Origin of the sequence: Caloranaerobacter sp. TR13, from assembly GCF_001316435.1 — a bacterium.
Classification (GTDB): domain Bacteria; phylum Bacillota; class Clostridia; order Tissierellales; family Thermohalobacteraceae; genus Caloranaerobacter.
Genome location: NZ_JXLL01000023.1, coordinates 1 through 14996, shown reverse-complemented (window position 1 = coordinate 14996; position 14996 = coordinate 1). Strand labels below are relative to the sequence as shown.

Genomic DNA, 14996 nt, shown 5'->3' with positions numbered 1-14996 from the left:
GCCTTTGCCATTTCTCTTCCTCCTTTATAATTTTTAAATATTTACTATCGTATTATTTATTTCCTAAAACCTTCTCCGCAACACTGTTTGGAGCTGGTTCGTAATGACTAAATTGCATAACGTAAGTTCCACGGCCTTGTGTTTTTGAACGTAAGTCTGTTGCATAACCAAACATCTCAGCTAGTGGAACATATCCTCTTATTACTTGTGCTCCACTTCTTGATTCCATACCTTCAACTCTACCTCTTCTTGAGTTGATGTCACCCATTACATCTCCCATGTATTCTTCAGGTACAACAACTTCAACTTTCATTATTGGCTCAAGAAGTACAGGATTTCCTTTCTTCATACCTTCTTTAAACGCCATTGAACCAGCAATCTTGAATGCCATTTCTGAAGAGTCTACTTCGTGGTATGAACCATCATATAATGTAACTTTTATATCTAATACAGGATATCCACCAAGAATACCATTTAACATAGCTTCTTGAATACCTGCATCAACCGCTGGGATGTATTCTTTTGGTATAGCACCACCAACAATTTGGTTAACAAACTCGTAACCTGTTCCTCTTTCTTTTGGTTCCATCTTAATCTTAACGTGTCCGTATTGTCCACGTCCACCAGATTGTCTTACAAACTTACCTTCTACATCAACTGCTTTAGTAATTGTTTCTTTGTAAGCAACTTGTGGTTTACCTACATTAGCTTCAACTTTGAACTCTCTTAAAAGTCTATCTACTATAATCTCTAAGTGAAGCTCTCCCATACCTGAGATTATAGTCTGTCCTGTCTCCTGGTCAGTATATGTTCTAAATGTTGGATCTTCTTCTGCAAGTTTTGCTAAAGCTATACCCATTTTTTCTTGACCAGCTTTAGTTTTTGGTTCTATAGCAACAGAAATAACAGGCTCTGGGAACTCCATTGATTCTAATACTATTGGAGCATTTTCATCACATAAAGTATCTCCAGTAATTGTTGATTTCAAACCAACTGCTGCTGCTATATCTCCAGCATAAACCTCAGTTATTTCTTCTCTCTTATTTGCATGCATCTGTAAGATACGGCCTATTCTTTCTTTTTTACCTTTAGTTGAATTTAATACATATGAACCTGATCTAAGTACTCCAGAATAAACTCTGAAGAACGCCAACTTACCAACATATGGGTCAGCCATTATCTTGAAAGCTAAAGCTGAGAATGGCTCATCATCTGAAGCTTTTCTTTCTATTTCTTCATCGCTATTAGGTTTCATACCTCTAACTGCTGGTAAGTCTATTGGTGATGGTAAATAATCTACTACTGCATCTAATAGCATCTGTACACCTTTGTTTTTATAAGCTGAACCACAAAGTACAGGAACTATATCAACATTTATAGTTGCTTTTCTTATAGCATCTATTATTTCTTGAGTAGTTAATTCTTCACCTTCAAGATATTTCATCATTAGTTCTTCATCTTGTTCTGCTATAGCTTCTAATAGTTTTTCTCTATATTCTTCAGCTAAATCTCTTATTTCATCTGGAATATCTGTAACTTCTATTTCTTTACCTAAGTCATCTTTGTAGATTCTTGCATTCATGTTTACAAGGTCTACTATACCAACAAAAGTATCTTCTTTTCCTATTGGAAGCTGAATTGGCACTGCATTAGCTCCTAATCTGTCTTTCATCATTTCAACAGCTCTATAAAAGTCAGCTCCCATTATGTCCATTTTGTTTACAAAAGCTATACGTGGTACATTGTATTTGTCTGCTTGACGCCATACAGTTTCTGATTGAGGTTCAACCCCACCTTTAGCACAGAAAACTGCAACAGCACCATCTAATACACGAAGTGATCTTTCAACTTCAACAGTAAAATCCACGTGTCCTGGCGTATCTATGATGTTAATTCTGTGATCTCTCCAAAAGCATGTTGTAGCAGCAGAAGTTATTGTAATCCCTCTCTCCTGCTCCTGCTCCATCCAGTCCATTTGTGAAGCACCTTCATGTGTTTCACCTATTCTATGAATTCTACCTGTGTAGAATAATATTCTCTCTGTAGTAGTAGTTTTACCAGCATCTATATGTGCCATTATTCCAATGTTACGTGTTTTCTCTATTGGAATCTGTCTAGCCACAGTACTCCTCCTTTCTGCTGCATAATATGCTCTAATCATTATATTTTCCTAAATCGCTAATATTAAACGCCTTTTATCCAAATTACCATCTATAGTGTGCAAACGCCTTATTAGCCTCTGCCATCTTATGAGTATCTTCTCTTTTCTTAACACTTGCACCTACATTGTTAGCAGCGTCCATAATTTCTTTAGCTAATCTTTCCTTCATTGTTCTTTCTCCACGCTGTCTTGAATAGTTAACTAACCATCTTATTCCTAATGTTTGTCTTCTATCAGGTTTAACCTCTACTGGAACTTGGTAAGTAGCACCACCAACACGTCTTGCTTTAACTTCTAGTAAAGGCATAACATTTTCTAGAGCTTTTCTGAAAACTTCTAATGGATCTTGACCTGTTTTTTCTTTAATATAGTCAAATGCTCCATAAACTATTTTCTGAGCAACTCCCTTTTTGCCATCTAACATGATTTGGTTTATAAGTTTAGTAACAACCTTATCTCTGTAAATTGGATCTTCCATAACTTCTCTCTTTGGAATACGTCCTCTTCTTGGCACTGTACTTCCCTCCTTAACAATTAAATTTAATTCATAGGTACTCGACAACAGAAAATTGCCGTAGTGCTCAAAAATGCCTCTATATAAAAGGGACACTTAACCCTATAAAGAGTTAAGGCCTCTGCATTTTAGCACATGTTCGACAATCTACTTTTTAGGTCTCTTAGTACCGTATTTTGATCTACCTTGTTTTCTGTTCTCCACACCAGCTGTATCTAAAGTACCTCTGATTATATGATATCTAACACCAGGTAAGTCTTTTACCCTACCACCTCTTATAAGAACAACACTGTGCTCTTGTAGGTTGTGTCCAATACCTGGAATATATGCAGTAACTTCGTAACCATTAGTAAGCCTTACCCTTGCAATTTTTCTTAACGCTGAGTTAGGCTTCTTAGGAGTTACAGTTTTTACTGCAGTACAAACTCCTCTTTTTTGTGGTGAACTCATATTAATAGGCTTCTTTTTTAATGAGTTGAATCCTACTTGTAAGTGTGGAGCTTTTGATTTTTTTGTAACTTTCTTTCTTCCATCTCTTACTAATTGGTTAATTGTTGGCATACAGGCACCTCCTTCCAAATTGTTACATTATTCTTTTAGTATCGCAGCTGAAGCTGCCTTTAACTCAATTCCGCAGGCAATACCTAATTCCTTCATGCTATCTACATACACTATTTCAATAGACTTCTCTTCACACATTTTAATCAAATCGTCAACAACATGACGATCAGCATCTTTAGCTATAAATACTGTCTTAGCCTTATCATTAACAACTGCTCTCTTAGCCTGCTTTGTACCTACAACCTTTTTAGCTTCTTTTAAAATTGATAACATAATAGTCTCCTCCTTTTTAAAATACCTAGAAGACTATACGGTATACACCGTATAATCTTCCTAGATATTCAAAAAGTCAACTATATAATTTGACACACTAATATATTTTAACACCAGTTAAGATTACTGTCAACAATTTATAATGTATTAGATTCTTCTTCTATTTTATCAATTTCTACTTCATCAACTTTCTTGTTTATTGCTATGCTTTTATATCTTCTCATTCCTGTTCCAGCTGGTATCAATTTACCAATTATAACATTTTCTTTTAAGCCTAGTAAATTGTCCTTTTTACCTTTAATAGCTGCTTCAGTTAATACTCTAGTTGTTTCTTGGAAAGAAGCTGCTGATAAGAAAGATTCAGTAGCTAATGAAGCCTTTGTAATTCCTAGAAGCACTCTTCTAGCAACAGCTGGTCTTCCTCCAAGTTCAACAACTCGTTTGTTTTCATCTTCGAATTCAAATATACTAACAAGACCTCCTGGTAGTAAGTTAGTATCTCCTGAATCTTCTACTTTTACTTTGTTCATCATCTGTCTTACAATTACTTCGATATGTTTATCGTTGATATCAACACCTTGCATTCTGTAAACCCTTTGCACTTCTTTAACTAAATATGTTTGTACTCCAACTACACCTTTTATCTTTAATATATCATGTGGATTAACTGAACCTTCAGTAATTTCATCCCCTGCTTCAATGTAAGCACCTTGTTTTACTTTTATTCTTGAACCATAAGGAATAGTGTAAACTTTTGATTCTCCACCTTCAGTAGTTATTATTACTTCTTTTTTCTTTCTTGTTTGATTTATTGAAACAACACCTGAAACTTCTGATATTATTGCAAGTCCTTTAGGTTTTCTAGCTTCAAATAATTCTTCTACCCTTGGCAAACCTTGTGTAATATCGGCACCAGCAACTCCACCAGTATGGAAAGTACGCATTGTAAGCTGTGTACCTGGCTCACCGATTGATTGTGCTGCAATGATTCCTATTGCTTCCCCTACATTTACTAATTCACCAGTTGCAAGGTTTCTACCATAACATTTAGCACATACGCCATGTCTAGTCTTACATGTTAATACAGACCTTACTTTAACTTTTTCTATTCCAGCTTCAACTATTCTATCAGCCTTATTCTCATCGATAAGCTCTCCAGCTTTAACAATAACCTCATTTGTTTCAGGATGTATAATATCTTCAATTGCAAACCTTCCTACAATTCTATCCCATAGCTCCTCAATTACTTCGTTGCCATCTTTAAATGCTGATACTACTATACCTTGATCTGCTTTGCAGTCATCTTCTCTTACTATTACATCTTGACTTACGTCAACTAGCCTTCTAGTTAGATATCCTGAGTCTGCTGTTCTTAATGCTGTATCTGCAAGACCTTTTCTAGAACCGTGTGTTGAAATAAAGAATTCAAGAACTGATAAACCTTCCCTAAAGTTTGATTTAATAGGAACTTCAACCGTTCTACCTGAAGCATTTGCCATAAGTCCCCTCATACCTGCTAGCTGTCTTATCTGGTTCTTACTACCTCTCGCTCCTGAATGGGACATTATGAATAAACTGTTTAACCTATCTAAGTTATTCATTAATGCTTCAGTTACTTTTTCTGTAGTTCTATTCCAAACTTCAATTACCTTTTCATATCTTTCTTCATCTGAAGCTAATCCTCTTCTATATGCTTTTTCATACTTATCTACAAGCTCTTCAGCTTCAGATAATAATTTTTCTTTTTCTTCAGGTATAATTATATCGCTCACACTAATTGTAATAGCTCCAACTGTTGAGAAATGGAATCCAGTTGCTTTTATGTGGTCTAACACAATCGATGTTATTGTGTTACCATGCTTTCTAAAACATCTATCAATAATTTTTCCTAACATTTTCTTATCTACTAAAGTATCTATTTCTAATGAATATTTATCTTTTGTTCTATCAACAAAACCTAAATCTTGCGGAATATGTTCATTAAATATGAATCTACCTACTGTGCTCTCAACTAATTTGCCTTTGTCATTTTCATCTAACTTTCTACGTACTTTTACTTTAGCATGTAGACCAACTACTCCGTTTTGATATGCCATTAACATTTCTTCGTAATCTTTAAATACCATTCCTTCTCCTTTTTCTCCAGGAATCTCAATAGTTAAATAATAACTACCAAGAACCATGTCCTGAGTTGGAGTTGTAATAGGTCTACCATCTTTAGGAGCCAAGATATTGTTAGTTGACATCATCAAATATCTAGACTCAGCCTGTGCTTCAGCTGACAATGGCACGTGTACTGCCATTTGGTCCCCATCGAAGTCGGCATTGTATGCAGTACATACTAATGGATGCAACTTGATAGCTTTACCTTCAACAAGCACTGGTTCAAAAGCTTGAATACCTAACCTGTGAAGTGTTGGAGCACGGTTTAACAGTACAGGATGTTCTTTTATAACTGACTCTAGTACATCCCAAACTACTGGTTTAACTTTTTCAACCATCCTCTTTGCACTCTTAATATTGTGTGCATGACCTTCTTCAACTAGTTTTCTCATAACAAATGGTTTAAATAATTCTAAAGCCATTTGCTTTGGAAGACCACATTGATAAAACTTAAGCTCTGGACCAACTACGATAACTGAACGACCTGAATAGTCAACCCTCTTACCAAGCAAGTTCTGTCTAAATCTACCTTGTTTTCCTTTTAACATATCAGATAGTGATTTTAGAGGCCTGTTTCCAGGTCCAGTTACAGGTCTACCTCTTCTACCATTATCAATTAACGCATCTACAGCTTCTTGAAGCATCCTCTTTTCATTTCTTACTATAATATCTGGTGCTCCAAGATCTAACAGTCTCTTAAGTCTGTTATTTCTATTTATTACCCTTCTATAAAGGTCATTTAAGTCTGAAGTTGCAAACCTACCACCATCAAGCTGAACCATAGGTCTTAAATCAGGTGGTATAACAGGTATTACATCTAATATCATCCATTCAGGTTTATTTCCTGACTGTCTGAATGCCTCAATAACTTCAAGTCTTCTAATTATTCTAATTTTCTTTTGACCAGAGCTCTCTTTTAGTTCTTTTCTTAGCTCCATTGCTTCTTTATCTAAGTCAATCTTCTTTAATAGCTCTTTTATAGATTCGGCACCCATTCCAGCCTTAAACTTATTACCATACTTCTCTAAAGCTTCTCTATACTCTTTTTCACTAAGTAATTGCTTCTCTGACAGCGGAGTATCACCTGGGTCTATAACTACATAAGAAGCAAAGTATAAAACTTTCTCTAAAGCTCTAGGTGACATATCAAGAATTAATCCCATCCTACTAGGAATACCTTTAAAGTACCAAATATGGGATACAGGAGCAGCTAATTCAATGTGCCCCATTCTCTCCCTTCTTACTTTAGACTTTGTTACTTCAACACCACATCTATCACATATTACACCTTTATATCTTACACGTTTATATTTACCACAGTGACATTCCCAATCTTTAGTAGGACCGAATATCTTTTCACAAAAAAGTCCTTCTTTTTCAGGCTTTAAAGTTCTATAGTTTATAGTTTCAGGTTTTTTTACTTCACCTCTAGACCACTGTCTTATTTTCTCTGGAGAAGCTAAACTAATTTTTATTGAATCAAAATTATTTAATTCGAACAAGGAGGCCTCTCTCCCTTCTATCTAAAAATGGGTTTTTATCTATATTAACTTCAATTACTTTTCTTCACTTTTTTCTTCAACATAAACTTCAGTTGAATCTAAACTTAAATTAATATCGCTCACTTCATCATCTATAGATTCCTTAATCTCAATTTCATCATCTTGATCTGATAATACTTTAACATCTAATGCTAAACTTTGTAGTTCTTTTATTAATACTTTGAAAGATTCTGGAACACCAGGTTCTGGTATATTCTCACCTTTAACTATTGCTTCATAAGTTTTAACACGCCCAACTACATCGTCAGATTTTACTGTTAATATTTCTTGAAGTGTATGAGCTGCACCATATGCTTCTAATGCCCAAACCTCCATCTCTCCAAATCTCTGTCCTCCGAATTGCGCCTTACCACCTAGAGGTTGTTGTGTAACTAATGAATATGGTCCTGTTGACCTTGCATGAATCTTATCATCAACCAAGTGGTGTAGTTTAAGCATATACATGTATCCTACTGTAACAGGATTATCAAATGGATCTCCTGATCTACCATCTCTTAGAACAATCTTACCTGTACGTGGTAATCCTGCTTTTTCTAAAGCTTCTTCTATATCTTCCTCTGTTGCCCCATCAAATACAGGTGTAGCAACATGCCAACCTAATGCTTTAGCTGCTAAACCTAAATGAACTTCAAGTACCTGACCGATGTTCATACGTGAAGGCACCCCTAGTGGATTAAGTACAACGTCTAATGGAGTACCATCTGGCATAAATGGCATATCTTCTTCTGGTAATATTCTAGAAATAACACCTTTATTACCGTGTCTACCACACATCTTATCTCCTACTGATATCTTACGCTTTGTAGCAATATATACTCTTACCAATTGATTTACACCTGGTGGTAATTCATCACCGTTCTCTCTTGTAAACACTTTGACATCAACTATTATTCCTGATTCACCATGTGGTACTCTTAAAGATGTATCTCTTACTTCTCTAGCCTTTTCACCAAATATCGCTCTTAACAATCTCTCTTCAGCAGTAAGCTCTGTTTCTCCTTTAGGTGTTACCTTTCCAACTAATATATCGCCAGCTTCAACTTCTGCACCTATTCTTATTATACCTCTTTCATCTAAATCTTTTAGTGAATCTTCTCCAACATTCGGGATATCTCTAGTTATCTCTTCTGGTCCTAGTTTTGTATCTCTAGCCTCTGCTTCATATTCTTCAATATGAATTGAAGTCAATACATCTTCCTTAACTAGTTTTTCATTTAGTAATATTGCGTCCTCGTAGTTATAACCTTCCCATGTCATAAAGCCTATAAGCAAGTTTCTACCTAAAGCAATCTCTCCTAGATCAGTTGATGGTCCGTCTGCTATTACTTGACCTTTTCTTATTCTTTCACCTTTTTTAACTATTGGTCTTTGATTTATACAAGTACCCTGATTTGAACGTTTAAATTTCAACAATTTATAAGTATCTAAAATTCCGTCTGAATCTCTTTTTACTACTATCTCAGTTGCACTAACTCTTGTAACAACCCCATCATTTTTAGCAACAACAGCTACTCCAGAATCTTTAGCTGCCTTATGCTCCATACCTGTACCTATAATAGGTGCTTCAGGTTTTACTAGAGGCACTGCTTGACGCTGCATGTTGGCACCCATAAGCGCTCTGTTTGCGTCGTCATTCTCTAAGAATGGTATCATTGCAGTAGCTACTGATACAATTTGCTTAGGTGATACGTCCATATAATCTACTTCTTCTCTTGGTACTACGTCTATTACTCCTTTTTTACCTCTCGCTACTACCCTTTTATTTATAAATCTGCCTTCTTCATCTAAAGGTTCATTAGCCTGTGCTATTACGTACTTATCTTCAAGATCAGCGGTTAAATATTCAACTTCATCAGTTACTACGCCTCTTTCTTTATCTACCTTTCTATATGGAGACTCAATAAATCCATACTCATTAATTCTAGCATAAGTTGCTAAAGAAGTAATAAGACCTATGTTTGGACCTTCTGGAGTCTCAATAGGACACATTCTACCATAGTGTGAATGATGAACGTCCCTTACTTCAAAGCCTGCTCTATCTCTGCTAAGACCTCCAGGTCCTAAAGCAGACATTCTTCTTTTATGAGTTAACTCTGAAAGTGGATTTGTCTGATCCATGAATTGAGAAAGCTGACTGCTACCAAAAAATTCTTTTATTGCAGCTGCAACAGGTCTTATATTAATAAGCTGTTGTGGCGTTGCAACATCAATATCTTGGATAGTCATTCTTTCTCTAACTACCCTTTCCATTCTTGATAAACCAATTCTAAATTGATTTTGCAACAGCTCTCCAACTGAACGAAGTCTTCTATTTCCTAAATGGTCGATATCGTCAGTTTCACCTATACCAAAGAATAAATTAAATTCATAATTAATAGTAGCTATTATGTCAGGAATAATAATATGTTTTGGACTCAATTCTTTTACATTCTCATTTATAGCTTCTTTTAATTGCTCTGGGTCTTCATATTTCTCAATAAGTTCTTTCATTACAGGATAATATACTTTTTCCTTAACTTTTAAATCTTCTATCGGGAAAGGAAGATCAAAAGCCTTTATATCAACAAAATGATTTCCTATAACTCTAACTACTTTATTCTCATCTGTTAAAACATCAACAGACTTAATTCCAGCATTTTCAATTTCTAAAGCTTTTTGTCTGGATATCTTTTCTCCCTTTTCAACTAAAATTTCTCCTGTATTTTCATCAACTATATCATTAGCCGCTCTATAGTTTACAATTCTCTCTCTTAATGCTAATTTTTTATTAATCTTATATCTACCAACTTTAGCAAAATCATATCTTCTTGGGTCAAAAAATAGCGAATTCAAAAGTGACTTAGCACTTTCTACATTAGGTGTTTCACCCGGTCTCAACCTCTTATAAATTTCTAAAAGTGCTTCGTCTTGAGTTTTTGTATTGTCCTTCTCCAAAGTTTTCTCAAGCTGTAAACTTGGACCAAACAATTCTATTATATCTGCATTAGTTCCACATCCTAATGCTTTTATAAGTACAGTAACTGGTACTTTTCTCGTTCTATCTACTCTAACAAATACAATATCGTTAGAATCACTTTCGTACTCTAACCATGCCCCTCTATTTGGAATCACAGTTGCTGAGTACAGTCTTTTTCCTGTTTTATCAATTTGCTGTGAATAGTAAACACCTGGTGATCTTACTAACTGGCTAACTATAACCCTTTCTGCACCATTAATGATAAAAGTTCCCTTTTCTGTCATCAAAGGGAAATCTCCCATAAATACTTCCTGTTCTTTAACTTCTCCTGTTTCCTTATTTATTAATCTAACTTTAACCTTTAAAGGTGCTGCATATGTAACATCTCTTTCTTTACACTCTTCTACGTCATATTTTGGTTCTCCTGAAATATTATAGTCTACAAACTCTAGAATTAAGTTGCCTGTATAGTCTTCGATTGGTGAAATATCTTCGAAAACTTCTTTTAGTCCTTCTTCTAAAAACCACTCATAGGACTTCTTTTGTACTTCAATTAAATCTGGTAATTCTAAAACTTCATCAATTTTTGAATAACTCATTCTGGTTCTCTTGCCAACTGAAACAGGATGTACCATTAATTATTCACCCCTTATTAAAAACTAAAGGCGCAACATGCCCCTATTATTGACTTTTTTTGGTAAACAACAAAAGACATACCCGTAATAATATTCCCAAAAAAAACGGGATTTATTCATTTATCCTTCTAAAACTCCACTATAATGCATTTTATAATACTATCATAACGATTTGTAGATGTCAAGGGGATTTTATATGCAAAAAAATACTCCGGTATATACCGGAGTATTTTAAATCTACTATTTTATTTCTACGCTAGCTCCTGCTTCTTCTAATTTAGCTTTTAATTGCTCAGCTTCTTCTTTTGATACTCCTTCTTTTAATGGTTTTGGAGCATTGTCAACTAATTCTTTAGCTTCTTTTAATCCTAATCCAGTTAACTCTCTAACTACTTTGATTACTTTGATTTTTTGGCTTCCAGCACTTGATAATATTACATCAAATTCAGTTTTTTCTTCTTGAGCTGCTTGAGCTGCTCCTCCCATTGGCATAGCTGCCATAGCTACTGGAGCTTGTGCACTTACTCCAAACTCTTCTTCTAATGCTTTTACTAACTCTGATAATTCTAATACTGTTAAACCTTTAACTTCTTCAATTAACTTAGTCACTTTTTCACTTGCCATTTATTATCCCTCCATTATTTTTTCTTTTTTTCATTTTGAATTTTAAATTAAGCTTCTTGTTTTTCTTTTATAGCATTTAAAGCATATACTAGCTTTCTAATAGTACCTTGAAGAACATTAGCAAATCCAGCAATAGGACCATTTAATCCACCAAGTACTTGTGCTATTAATACTTCTCTTGATGGTAAGTTTGCTAATTCTTTAACTCTATTTACATCAATAACTTCTCCATCTACTACACCTGCTTTGATTTCTAGTTTATCGTGTTGTTTTGCAAACTCATTTGTTACTTTTGCAGCTGAAACTGGATCATCATAACTAAAAGCTATTGCGCTAGGTCCTGTTAAGTAGTTGTTGAACTCTTCTAAACCTGCATCCTTAAATGCAAATCTCATCAAAGTATTTTTATAAACCTTGTATTCTACTCCAGCTTCTCTGTATTTCTTTCTTAATTCATTAACTTCTTCAACATTTAGCCCTCTATAGTCAACTAATACAACTGCTTGGGCTCTGTCAATCTTATCTTTAATTTCTTGAACTATCTGCTTTTTTTGTTCAATCTTAGTACTCATCCAGGTCCACCTCCTTATTGCGGAAACTTAGGCACAATTAAAGCCTCTCCGTAGACACAGAGAGGCTATTGTTTCCTATACTTAAAAACAACCTCGGTAGGCAATTTTAAACTCCTAAGAGTACCTACTGTCTACGGTTAAAATATTAATTTATCTATATCATCATAACAATATAATTTTATCAGCAAAATAATATCTTGTCAACTATTTTTTAGTCCATTAATTTTTGTGAATTTATTTTTATTCCTGGACCCATTGTACTTGAAACAGCAACGCTTCTTAAATATCTTCCTTTAGCTGCAGATGGTTTAGCTTTAATAATAGCTTCCATAACAGTCTTGAAGTTTTCTAATAATTTTTCTGTGCCAAAAGAAACTTTTCCAATTGGAACATGAACAATAGAAGTTTTATCTACTCTATACTCAACTTTACCAGCTTTAATATCTTTAACTGCTTTTGCAACATCAAATGTTACTGTACCTGATTTTGGATTTGGCATAAGTCCTTTTGGTCCTAGTATTCTACCAAGTCTACCTACCATACCCATCATATCAGGAGTTGCAACTACAACATCAAAATCAAACCAGTTTTCATTTTGAATTTTATTGATGTATTCTTCAGCTCCTACATAATCTGCTCCTGCATTTTCAGCTTCTTTAGCTTTTTCACCTTTAGCAAAAACTAAAACTTTTCTTGTTTTACCAGTACCATGTGGTAAAACAACAGCTCCTCTAACTTGTTGATCAGCATGTCTTGGGTCTACTCCCAATTTAATTGATAATTCAACTGTTTCATCAAATTTAGCTTTAGCTGTTTTTTGAACAAGCTCAATCGCTTCTTCTGGATCATATAATTTTTGTCTATCAATTAGTTTTAGACTTTCTTGATATTTTTTTCCTCTTTTTGGCATAATCCTAACCTCCTTTGTGGTATTAACGGTCTAACAAGTACCTCCCACTTGTCGACTATTCCTCAACAACAATTCCCATACTTCTTGCAGTACCGGCTACCATGCTCATAGCTGACTCTAAGCTGTCAGTATTTAAGTCTGGCATCTTAATTTCTGCAATTTCTCTTATCTTATCTTTTGATATCTTAGCAACTTTATTTTTATTTGGTTCCCCGGAGCCTTTTTCTATTCCTAATGCTTTCTTTAGTAATACAGCTACCGGAGGAGTTTTTGTTATGAAGCTAAATGATCTATCTTGGTAAATTGTAATCACAACTGGAATAATCATACCAGGCTGATCAGCAGTTTTTGCATTAAATTCTTTACAGAATCCCATGATGTTAACACCATGTGGTCCTAATGCAGTACCTACTGGTGGAGCCGGAGTTGCTTTACCAGCTGGGATTTGTAATTTAACTACAGCCATAACCTTTTTTGCCATTACTATTACACCTCCTTGTTAAATTGTGGTTATGCGGGTTATTCCCTCCCACATTGACACTAAATATCTATTACAAAGCTAATTTAGCTTAATTAACATACCTAAACTTGATTATAATGCATCTACTTGTTCAAAATCAAGTTCAACTAAAGTTTCTCTACCAAACATTGATATATATGCTTTTAATTTTCGTCTTTCTAAATTTATACTATCAACAGTTCCAATAAAGTTCTCAAATGGCCCTGCTATTACTTTAATAGTATCGCCAACATTGATTCCTATCTGTGGTAAAGGCTCTTGTACGCCCATCATCTTAATTTCTTCATCAGTTAATGGGACAGGCTTAGAGCCAGGTCCAACGAACCCTGTAACTCCCCTCGTATTTCTAACTAAATACCATGATTCGTCATTCATTATCATTTTTATAATAACATACCCTGGGAACATCTTTCTCTCTTTTACTTTTTTCTTACCATTTTTAACTTCTATATGCTCCTCAGTAGGTACTCTCACTTCTAGTATTACATCTTGCATACCTCTATTTTCCACTAGCTTCTCAATATTAGCTTTTACTTTATTCTCATGACCTGAATAAGTATGAACTACATACCATTTAGCTTTATCAGACTTATCTGTCATAACCCTCGGGGACCTATTAAAAGGTCCTTCCCTCCTTTATCCTTATTTAACCTAGTATAAGTTTTAGTAATTGATGTGCTGTTGTATCAAGAAGCCAAACTAATAAAGCCATCAATGCACAGCTAACTAGAACAACAGTTGTATAGTTAACAAGCTGTTTCTTATTAGGCCAACTTACTTTTTTCAACTCAGCTTTAACGCCTTTAAAAAACCCCCCGATTTTTTTAGCGCCTTTATCAGCACTTGTTTGAGCAGCCATCCACTTCACACCCTTACCTGTTTTTTTATAATCCATAGGAAATTATATTCCTTATTAAATCGCAGATAATTTTGAATACAATTTCCATTTACGGATATAACAAAATCTTACTTAAATTTATTTAAGAACGAAGATTTTGTTCTTCATAGAAAACTATGAACATATTATTTAATGCAAATTAATAATCAATATCTAAAATTAAGTAATACAAACTTTCTTTAATTATTACACTAAAACTACTTAGTCTCTTTATGAATTGTATGAGTTTTACAGAATTTGCAATACTTTTTCATTTCTATTCTGTCAGGATTGTTTTTCTTATTCTTAGTTGTGCTGTAATTTCTTTGTTTGCATTCTGTACAAGCTAATGTAATGTTTACTCTCACTATCAACACCTCCTAGTCTACAGTAAATATATATATGAATTGAATCACTTCTTCTATTCGGGCACACCTACCCAATGTTAAACTATATCACTAATATAAACTATCATAATTTGTAAGTTATGTCAATATCAAAATCTTTTATTTGAAATTGATTGTGTCACTTAATATATCCACTGATATTATTTCCTTACGCAGCTTTTTATAATCCATATCAAATATTTATATTTTGCATTTTTCTTTAAAAAAGACTAGGCCCAAAGGACCTAGCCTTTCATTATTCAATAATTTGAGTAACAACAC

Annotated in this window: 13 protein-coding genes and 1 other annotated feature; all 13 genes read right to left on the bottom strand. The window is 34.3% G+C overall.

The genetic code is table 11. From position 1 onward, the window contains the following. Positions 1–52: 52 nt before the first annotated feature. The 13 genes from fusA to rpmG all read right to left on the bottom strand — a co-directional run bounded on the left by fusA (position 53) and on the right by rpmG (position 14696). On the bottom strand, positions 53–2122 hold the full coding sequence (fusA, locus tag TR13x_RS10245) for an elongation factor G (RefSeq protein WP_200905855.1): 2070 nt from the start codon (positions 2120–2122) through the stop codon (positions 53–55). A gap of 82 nt (positions 2123–2204) precedes the next feature. Beyond that, on the bottom strand, positions 2205–2675 hold the full coding sequence (gene rpsG, locus TR13x_RS10240) for a 30S ribosomal protein S7 (protein ID WP_054871840.1): 471 nt from the start codon (positions 2673–2675) through the stop codon (positions 2205–2207). A gap of 147 nt (positions 2676–2822) precedes the next feature. Continuing rightward, a complete protein-coding gene (gene rpsL / locus TR13x_RS10235; protein WP_054871839.1) occupies positions 2823–3236 on the bottom strand; it encodes a 30S ribosomal protein S12 in 414 nt (137 codons plus the stop codon). Between the two features lie 27 nt (positions 3237–3263). Then, the gene (locus tag TR13x_RS10230; RefSeq protein ID WP_054871838.1) at positions 3264–3509 is read right to left on the bottom strand and encodes a ribosomal L7Ae/L30e/S12e/Gadd45 family protein; all 246 of its coding nucleotides are present in this window, start codon (positions 3507–3509) and stop codon (positions 3264–3266) included. Positions 3510–3646: 137 nt separating this feature from the next. Beyond that, entirely contained in the window at positions 3647–7174 is a 3528-nt protein-coding gene (gene rpoC / locus TR13x_RS10225) for a DNA-directed RNA polymerase subunit beta' (RefSeq protein WP_054871837.1), read from the bottom strand. Between the two features lie 54 nt (positions 7175–7228). After that, positions 7229–10825: a DNA-directed RNA polymerase subunit beta gene (gene rpoB, locus TR13x_RS10220; RefSeq protein WP_082394860.1), complete on the bottom strand. Its 3597-nt coding sequence runs from the start codon at positions 10823–10825 to the stop codon at positions 7229–7231. A 240-nt stretch (positions 10826–11065) separates the two neighbouring features. Beyond that, positions 11066–11449 (bottom strand): 50S ribosomal protein L7/L12, encoded by a 384-nt coding sequence (gene rplL / locus TR13x_RS10215; RefSeq protein ID WP_054871836.1) that lies wholly within the window; start codon positions 11447–11449, stop codon positions 11066–11068. Between the two features lie 47 nt (positions 11450–11496). Then, positions 11497–12021: a 50S ribosomal protein L10 gene (gene rplJ / locus TR13x_RS10210; RefSeq protein WP_054871835.1), complete on the bottom strand. Its 525-nt coding sequence runs from the start codon at positions 12019–12021 to the stop codon at positions 11497–11499. Positions 12022–12048: 27 nt separating this feature from the next. Further along, positions 12049–12176: a sequence feature (ribosomal protein L10 leader region), on the bottom strand. Positions 12177–12232: 56 nt separating this feature from the next. Then, positions 12233–12931, bottom strand: coding sequence for a 50S ribosomal protein L1 (gene rplA, locus TR13x_RS10205; RefSeq protein WP_054871834.1), 699 nt, complete (start codon positions 12929–12931; stop codon positions 12233–12235). Positions 12932–12986: 55 nt separating this feature from the next. Beyond that, a complete protein-coding gene (rplK, locus tag TR13x_RS10200; RefSeq protein WP_054871833.1) occupies positions 12987–13412 on the bottom strand; it encodes a 50S ribosomal protein L11 in 426 nt (141 codons plus the stop codon). A gap of 111 nt (positions 13413–13523) precedes the next feature. After that, entirely contained in the window at positions 13524–14051 is a 528-nt protein-coding gene (gene nusG, locus TR13x_RS10195; RefSeq protein WP_054871832.1) for a transcription termination/antitermination protein NusG, read from the bottom strand. 46 nt (positions 14052–14097) lie between these two features. Beyond that, the gene (gene secE, locus TR13x_RS10190) at positions 14098–14310 is read right to left on the bottom strand and encodes a preprotein translocase subunit SecE (protein WP_054871831.1); all 213 of its coding nucleotides are present in this window, start codon (positions 14308–14310) and stop codon (positions 14098–14100) included. Positions 14311–14546: 236 nt separating this feature from the next. Next, positions 14547–14696, bottom strand: a complete 150-nt coding sequence (gene rpmG / locus TR13x_RS10185; RefSeq protein ID WP_035164333.1) for a 50S ribosomal protein L33 — start codon at positions 14694–14696, stop codon at positions 14547–14549. Between the last annotated feature and the right edge of the window lie 300 nt (positions 14697–14996).

Excerpts from the sequence above, each read along its gene's own strand:
- rpsL (WP_054871839.1), bottom strand. The coding sequence starts at position 3,236 with ATGCCAACAATTAACCAATTAGTAAGAGATGGAAGAAAGAAAGTTACA.
- TR13x_RS10230 (WP_054871838.1), bottom strand. The coding sequence starts at position 3,509 with ATGTTATCAATTTTAAAAGAAGCTAAAAAGGTTGTAGGTACAAAGCAG.
- rpoB (WP_082394860.1), bottom strand. The coding sequence starts at position 10,825 with ATGGTACATCCTGTTTCAGTTGGCAAGAGAACCAGAATGAGTTATTCA.
- rplL (WP_054871836.1), bottom strand. The coding sequence starts at position 11,449 with ATGGCAAGTGAAAAAGTGACTAAGTTAATTGAAGAAGTTAAAGGTTTA.
- rplJ (WP_054871835.1), bottom strand. The coding sequence starts at position 12,021 with ATGAGTACTAAGATTGAACAAAAAAAGCAGATAGTTCAAGAAATTAAA.
- rplA (WP_054871834.1), bottom strand. The coding sequence starts at position 12,931 with ATGCCAAAAAGAGGAAAAAAATATCAAGAAAGTCTAAAACTAATTGAT.
- rplK (WP_054871833.1), bottom strand. The coding sequence starts at position 13,412 with ATGGCAAAAAAGGTTATGGCTGTAGTTAAATTACAAATCCCAGCTGGT.
- nusG (WP_054871832.1), bottom strand. The coding sequence starts at position 14,051 with ATGACAGATAAGTCTGATAAAGCTAAATGGTATGTAGTTCATACTTAT.
- secE (WP_054871831.1), bottom strand. The coding sequence starts at position 14,310 with ATGGCTGCTCAAACAAGTGCTGATAAAGGCGCTAAAAAAATCGGGGGG.